6 protein-coding genes are annotated in these 6205 nt (G+C 75.5%); 4 read left to right on the top strand and 2 right to left on the bottom strand.

Translation table 11 applies throughout. The annotated features are described in order from the left end of the window. The coding region (locus CBZ_RS20925) for a hypothetical protein (RefSeq protein WP_218022763.1) at window positions 1-780 on the top strand (780 nt) is incomplete at its 5' end. Window positions 781-859: 79 nt separating this feature from the next. Here CBZ_RS20925 and CBZ_RS12680 read toward each other — a convergent pair. Then, window positions 860-1717, bottom strand: a complete 858-nt coding sequence (locus CBZ_RS12680) for a DUF3097 domain-containing protein (RefSeq protein ID WP_130781896.1) — start codon at window positions 1715-1717, stop codon at window positions 860-862. Window positions 1718-1890: 173 nt separating this feature from the next. On the opposite strand from CBZ_RS12680, the gene hrcA reads away from it, so the two are divergent. The 3 genes from hrcA (at window position 1891) to CBZ_RS12665 (ending at window position 4889) form a co-directional block, all read left to right on the top strand. Further along, entirely contained in the window at window positions 1891-2916 is a 1026-nt protein-coding gene (gene hrcA, locus CBZ_RS12675) for a heat-inducible transcriptional repressor HrcA (protein ID WP_130781895.1), read from the top strand. Between the two features lie 67 nt (window positions 2917-2983). Further along, entirely contained in the window at window positions 2984-4111 is a 1128-nt protein-coding gene (dnaJ, locus tag CBZ_RS12670) for a molecular chaperone DnaJ (RefSeq protein ID WP_130781894.1), read from the top strand. 1 nt (window position 4112) lies between these two features. After that, on the top strand, window positions 4113-4889 hold the full coding sequence (locus CBZ_RS12665; RefSeq protein ID WP_130781893.1) for a 16S rRNA (uracil(1498)-N(3))-methyltransferase: 777 nt from the start codon (window positions 4113-4115) through the stop codon (window positions 4887-4889). 49 nt (window positions 4890-4938) lie between these two features. On the opposite strand, the gene CBZ_RS12660 is transcribed toward CBZ_RS12665, so the two are convergent. Then, window positions 4939-6205 (bottom strand): putative PEP-binding protein (locus tag CBZ_RS12660; protein ID WP_307720758.1); only part of this gene is annotated, 1267 nt, incomplete at its 5' end.

Here is a 6205-nt window from a genome sequence, read left to right as displayed (position 1 = left end):
CCGCCGGCGCCGCCCGTCCCGCCGGCCGGTGCGTACCCGCCGCCCGGGGGCTACCCGCCGCCCGCAGGCGGCTACCCGGCGCCGTCGCCGACGACGCCGATCGGTGAGGCGCTGTCGTACGGGTGGGGCAAGTTCACGACCAACGGCGGCGTCTTCATCGCGGCGTCGCTCATCTGGGTCGCGATCGCGGCGGTCGCGCTGTTCCTCGTGTCGCTCGTGTTCGGCGGCTTCGCCGGGCTCGCCGACCCCGACGGCGACGGCGTGCCGAGCGGCATGGGCCTCGGCTTCTCGTTCGGCTACCTCATCATCACGACGGCGTTCTGGCTGCTGGCCTACCTCGTGCAGGCCGCGTTCATCCGGGTGTCGCTCAACCTCACGTACGGCCGGCCGGCGCGTCTCGGCGACTTCTTCTCGTTCGAGAACTCGGGCCTGGTCGTCCTCGCGGCGCTGCTGCTCGCGGCGATCAACCTCGTCGTCGGGCTCGTCGCGTGGATCCCGGTCATCGGGTGGCTGGTGTCGGTCGCGGTGAACTTCCTCGTGGTGTTCACGCTGTGGTTCGTCATCGACAAGCAGCTCCAGCCGGTCGACGCGGTGCGCTCGAGCATCCAGCTCATCACCGCGAACCTCTCGACGACCATCCTGTTCTACCTGGTCGGCGGCCTGATCCTCGTCGCGGGCGCCGTGCTGTGCGGCATCGGCCTGCTGGTCGCGCTGCCCGTCGTGCTCGTCGCGACGTCGTACCTGTACCGGCGGCTGCTGGGTGAGCCGATCGCGCCCTGACGCGCACGGCGTCGGCGTCGCGCCGACGTGACCGACGCGCCCGACGACGCCCCGACCGGTCCGCCCGGCCGGGGCGTCGTCACGCGGTGACGAAGTCGATGAGCTCCTCGACGCGGCCGAGCAGGCTCGGCTCGAGGTCGGCGTAGGTGCGGACGCTGCGCAGGATCCGCTGCCACGCCCGGGCGACGTCGGCCTGCTCGTCGGCGGGCCAGCCGAGCTCGCGCAGGACTCCCTTCTTCCACTCGGTGCCGCGCTCGATCGTCGGCCACCGGTCCAGGCCCAGCCGCTGGGGCCGGACCGCCTGCCAGACGTCGACGTATGGGTGGCCCAGGACGAGGACCGTCCCCGCCGGTGCGGTGCGCGTGACCTCGGCCGCGATCCGGCTCTCCTTGGACCCGGGCACGAGGTGGTCGACGAGCACGCCGACCCGGCGGCCCGGGCCGGGCGCGAAGTCGCGCACCGCGTCGGCGAGGTGGTCGACGCCGTCCAGCAGCTCGACGACGACGCCCTCGAGGCGCAGGTCGTCGCCCCACACCTTCTCGACGAGCTCGGCGTCGTGCTTGCCCTCGACCCAGATCCGGCTGCCGCGCGCCACGCGTGCCTGCGCGCCGTGCACCGCGCGCGAGCCCGACGCGGTGCGCGTGGGCGGCGCCGGTGCGGTCGCGCGCACGGGCGCCACGAGCTCGACGGGCTCGCCGTCGACCCAGAACCCCGGGCCGAGCGGGAACGTGCGGGTCCGGCCGCGGCGGTCCTCGAGCACGACGACGTGCATGCCGCCCGACTTCTCCACGCGGACGACCGCGCCGACCCAGCCGCTGGTCACCTCCTCGACGACCAGCCCGGCGTCGGCGGCCTGCGGCCGTGACGTGCGGGGCGGGCGGTGGTGGGTGGAGCCGGAGCCCCCGAGCACGTCCGAGCCGTAGCGGTCCTGGGTCACCGGGGCACTCTAGGGCGAGGCCGTGCACGACTGCGGGCACGTCGGCCGCGCGGCGTAGGATTGGCACTCGGGCGTGGCGAGTGCTACCCGCGGACCAGGCGGGCGGACCGCTGCGCCGACTGCCGGGAGCGCCGGTGGACCAGGCGGGTGCGACGAGGTCGGAGGAGGCGAGCGTGAGCGAGGACCGTCGGCTGGACGTGCTGCGGGCGATCGTCGAGGACTACGTCGCGACGCGTGAGCCCGTCGGCTCGCGCGCGCTGGTCGAGCGGCACTCCCTGGGCGTGTCGCCCGCGACGATCCGCAACGACATGGCGGCCCTCGAGGAGGGCGGGTACATCGCCCAGCCGCACACGTCGGCGGGCCGCGTGCCGACCGACAAGGGCTACCGGCTCTTCGTCGACCGCCTGACGACGATCAAGCCCATGTCGGCGCCGGAGCGCCGCGCGATCGGGTCGTTCCTCGACCACGCGGTCGACCTGGACGACGTCGTGGACCGTGCGGTGCGGCTCATCGCGCAGCTCACCGGGCAGGTCGCGGTCGTGCAGTACCCGTCGCTGCGCCGCTCCGCGCTGCGGCACGTCGAGCTCGTCGCCGTCGGCGCGCGCCACCTGCTGGTCGTCCTCATCACCGACACGGGCCGCGTCGAGCAGCGCACCCTGGAGCAGGACCACGACCTCGACGAGGCGGTCCTCGCGCAGCTGCGTGCCCGGCTCAACGTCGCGGCGACCGGCCGCCGGCTCTCCGAGCTCCCGGAGGCGCTCGGCGAGCTGCACGCCGCGTTCGCACCCGAGGACGCGGCGCTCGTGCGTGCCGTCGTGGCGGTCGTCGAGGAGACGCTCGCCCAGGAGAGCGAGGAGCGCGTCGTCCTCGCGGGCACCGCGAACCTCGCGCGCGCGGGCGGGACCGACTTCTCGCACACGATCGGCCCCGTGCTGGAGGCGCTCGAGGAGCAGGTCGTCCTGCTCCGGCTGCTGTCCGAGATGGCGGAGGACCAGGCCGCTGTCAGCGTGCGCATCGGCCGGGAGACGCAGCACGAAGGGCTCCTCGAGACGAGCTTCGTCACGACGGGCTACGGCGACGAGAGCGGCACGTCGCTCGCACGGGTCGGCTCGATCGGCCCGCTCCGCATGGACTACCCCGGGACGATGACGGCCGTGCGGGCCGTCGCCCGGTACCTGACCCGCATCCTCGCCGGGTGAGCCGCCCCGCGGCGTCCCCGGCCCGTCCCACCGCCTGCCCGAGCACCGGAAGCGAGCGCACCCTCACGTGACCGACTACTACGAGATCCTCGGCGTCCCGCGCGACGCCACGCCCGAGCAGATCAAGAAGGCGTACCGCAAGCTCGCCCGCGAGCACCACCCGGACGTGGCCGGCGCCGACGCGGCGTCGGAGGACCGCTTCAAGGACGTCTCGCGCGCCTACGACGTGCTGTCGAACCCCGAGAAGCGCCGCGCCTACGACCTCGGGGCCGACCCCGCGTCGCCCGGCGGCGGCATGGGTGGCGGCTTCGGCTTCCAGGACATCTTCGAGACGTTCTTCGGCGCCGCGGCCGGTGCGGGGGCGCAGCGTGGGCCCATCCCGCGCGCCCGCCGGGGCCAGGACGCGCTCGTGCGCCTCGACCTGGACCTCACCGAGGTGACGTTCGGGGTGCACCGCGAGGTCCCGGTGGACACGGCCGTGCTGTGCCCGACGTGCGGCGGCTCGTGCTGCCGTCCGGGCACGTCGCCGCAGACGTGCAGCGTGTGCCAGGGCCGCGGGTCCGTGCAGCGCGTCGCGCGCTCGTTCCTCGGCCAGGTCATGACGACGCAGCCGTGCGCCGCGTGCCACGGGTTCGGCACCGTGATCCCCGAGCCCTGCCCGGAGTGCTCGGGCGAGGGGCGCGTGCGGTCGCGGCGGACCCTCGGCGTCGACGTCCCGGCGGGCGTCGACACCGGCACGCGGATCAAGCTCACCGGCCAGGGCGAGGTCGGCCCTGGGGGCGGGCCGTCCGGCGACGTGTACCTCGAGGTGCGCGAGCGCAAGCACGACACGTTCGTGCGCCGCGGGGACGACCTGCACGCGACGCTGCAGGTCCCGATGACCGCCGCCGCGCTGGGCACGGTGCTCACGCTCGACACCCTCGACGGCGAGCACGAGGTCGACCTGCGGCCCGGCACGCAGCCCGCGCAGGTCGTGACGATCAAGGGCCTGGGCGTCGGCCACCTGCACCAGCCGGGGCGCGGCGACCTGCACGTGCACGTCGAGGTCCAGGTGCCGACCGGGCTCGACGAGGAGCAGGCCGAGCTGATGCGGCGCCTCGCGGCGCTGCGCGGCGAGGAGCGGCCCGAGTCGCGGCTCGCCACGTCGAGCTCGGGGGTGTTCGCCAAGCTCCGTGACAAGCTCGCGGGCCGCTGACGTGAGCGCACCCGTCTTCCTCGCCGAGCCGGGCAGCCTGTCCGGCGTCCGCGCGGGCGACGCGTACCTGCTCGACGGCGCCGAGGGGCGGCACGCGGGCGTCGTGCAGCGGCGCGCGCCCGGCGAGCGGGTCGACGTCGTCGACGGCGCCGGCGTGCGCCTGGTCGGGGTCGTCGAGGACGTCTCGTCGGCCGGGGTGCACCTGCGCGTCGACGACGTCGTGGTCGAGCCGGCCCCCGCGGTCGCGCTCGTGCTGGTGCAGGCGCTCGCCAAGGGCGACCGTGACGAGCTCGCGATCGAGGCCGCCACCGAGGTCGGTGCCGACGGCGTCCTGCCGTGGCAGGCCGACCGGTCGATCGTCGTCTGGCGCGGCGAGCGGGCCGCCAAGAGCCGGGCCCGCTGGCTCGGCACGGTCCGGACGGCCGCCAAGCAGTCGCGCCGCGCGCGCGTCCCCGACGTCGGCACCGCCGTCGACTCCCGGGCGCTCGCCCGACGGGTCGGGGACGTCGTGGCCGCCGGGGGAGCGGCGCTCGTGCTGCACGAGGAGGCGAGCGAGCCGATCGCGGACGTCGTGCTGCCGGTCCCGGCCGACGGCGACGGCACGTGCGAGTGCCTCGTCGTGGTCGGCCCCGAGGGCGGGATCGGCGACGCCGAGCTCGCGCTGCTCGTCGACGCGGGCGCCCGCGCGGTGCGGCTCGGCCCGCACGTGCTGCGCACGTCGACGGCGGGGCCGGTCGCGCTCGCGCTGCTCGCGCAGCGCCTGGGCCGCTGGTCCTGACCGTCGCTCGCCGCTCGGCCGCCGGTCAGGACCCCGCGGGCGTGACCGCTCAGCGCACGTCCACGCCCGCCTCCGCGACCGCCGCACGCCCCGCCTCGAGCCGGGCGACCGGCACCCGGAACGGGGAGCACGACACGTAGTCGAGGCCCGCGTCGTGGAAGAACCGGATCGACTCCGGGTCGCCGCCGTGCTCGCCGCACACGCCGAGCGGGAGGCCCGGGTGGGTCTGCCGACCGAGGGTCACGGCCATCTCGACGAGCCGTCCCACACCGCGCGCGTCGATCGTCTCGAACGGCGACACGGTCAGGACGCCGTTCTCGGTGTACTGCGCGAAGAACGCGCCCTCGACGTCGTCCCGCGAGAAGCCCCACGTGGTCTGCGTGAGGTCGTTGGTGCCGAACGAGAAGAACGCGGCCTCCTCGGCGATCCGGTCGGCGGTGAGCGCGGCCCGGGGGAGCTCGATCATCACGCCGACGGGCAGGTCCAGGTCGACGCCCGCAGCGGCGGCGACGTCGGCCATGATCGCGCGCGCCTCGTCCTTGACGAGCCGCAGCTCCTGCACGGACCCGACGAGCGGCACCATGATCTCGGCGCGCGGGTCGCCGCCCGCGGCGCGGCGCTCGACGACGGCCTCGCAGATCGCCCGGATCTGCAGCGCGAACAGCCCGGGCACGACGAGCCCGAGCCGCACGCCGCGCAGCCCCAGCATCGGGTTGGCCTCGTGCATCCGGCGCACCGCGGCGAGGAGCCGCTCGTCGTCGGCCGCGTCCTCGCCGCGCTCGTGCGCGAGCGCGACCCGCACCGACAGGTCGGTGAGGTCGGGCAGGAACTCGTGCAGCGGCGGGTCGAGGAGGCGGATCGTCGTCGGGAGGCCGTCCATCTCGGTGAGCAGGCCCACGAAGTCGGCGCGCTGCAGCGGCAGGAGCGCCTCCAGGGCGGACGCCCGCTCGTCGTCGGAGTCCGCCAGGACCACGCGCTCGACCAGCACGCGCCGCTCGCCGAGGAACTGGTGCTCGGTGCGGCACAGCCCGACGCCCTGCGCGCCGAGCCGCCGGGCGCGCGCCGCGTCCGCGGCCGTGTCGGCGTTCGCGTGCACGTGCAGGCGGCGCACCGCGTCGGCGTGCCGCAGCAGGCGGTCGACCGACCGGACGAGCTCGCGCGTGTCGTCGTCGGGCGCCTGCGCGAGCGCCGCGTCCAGGCCCTCGTCGAGGTAGCGGCTCACGGGCGACGGCTCGACCGGCACCGACCCGAGGAAGACCTCGCCCGTGCCGCCGTCGATCGCGACGGTGTCGCCCTCGTGCACGACGTGCCCGTCG

The sequence above is a fragment of the Cellulomonas biazotea genome (assembly GCF_004306155.1).
Lineage (GTDB): Bacteria > Actinomycetota > Actinomycetes > Actinomycetales > Cellulomonadaceae > Cellulomonas > Cellulomonas biazotea.
This window is presented reverse-complemented; position numbering and strand designations above follow the sequence as displayed.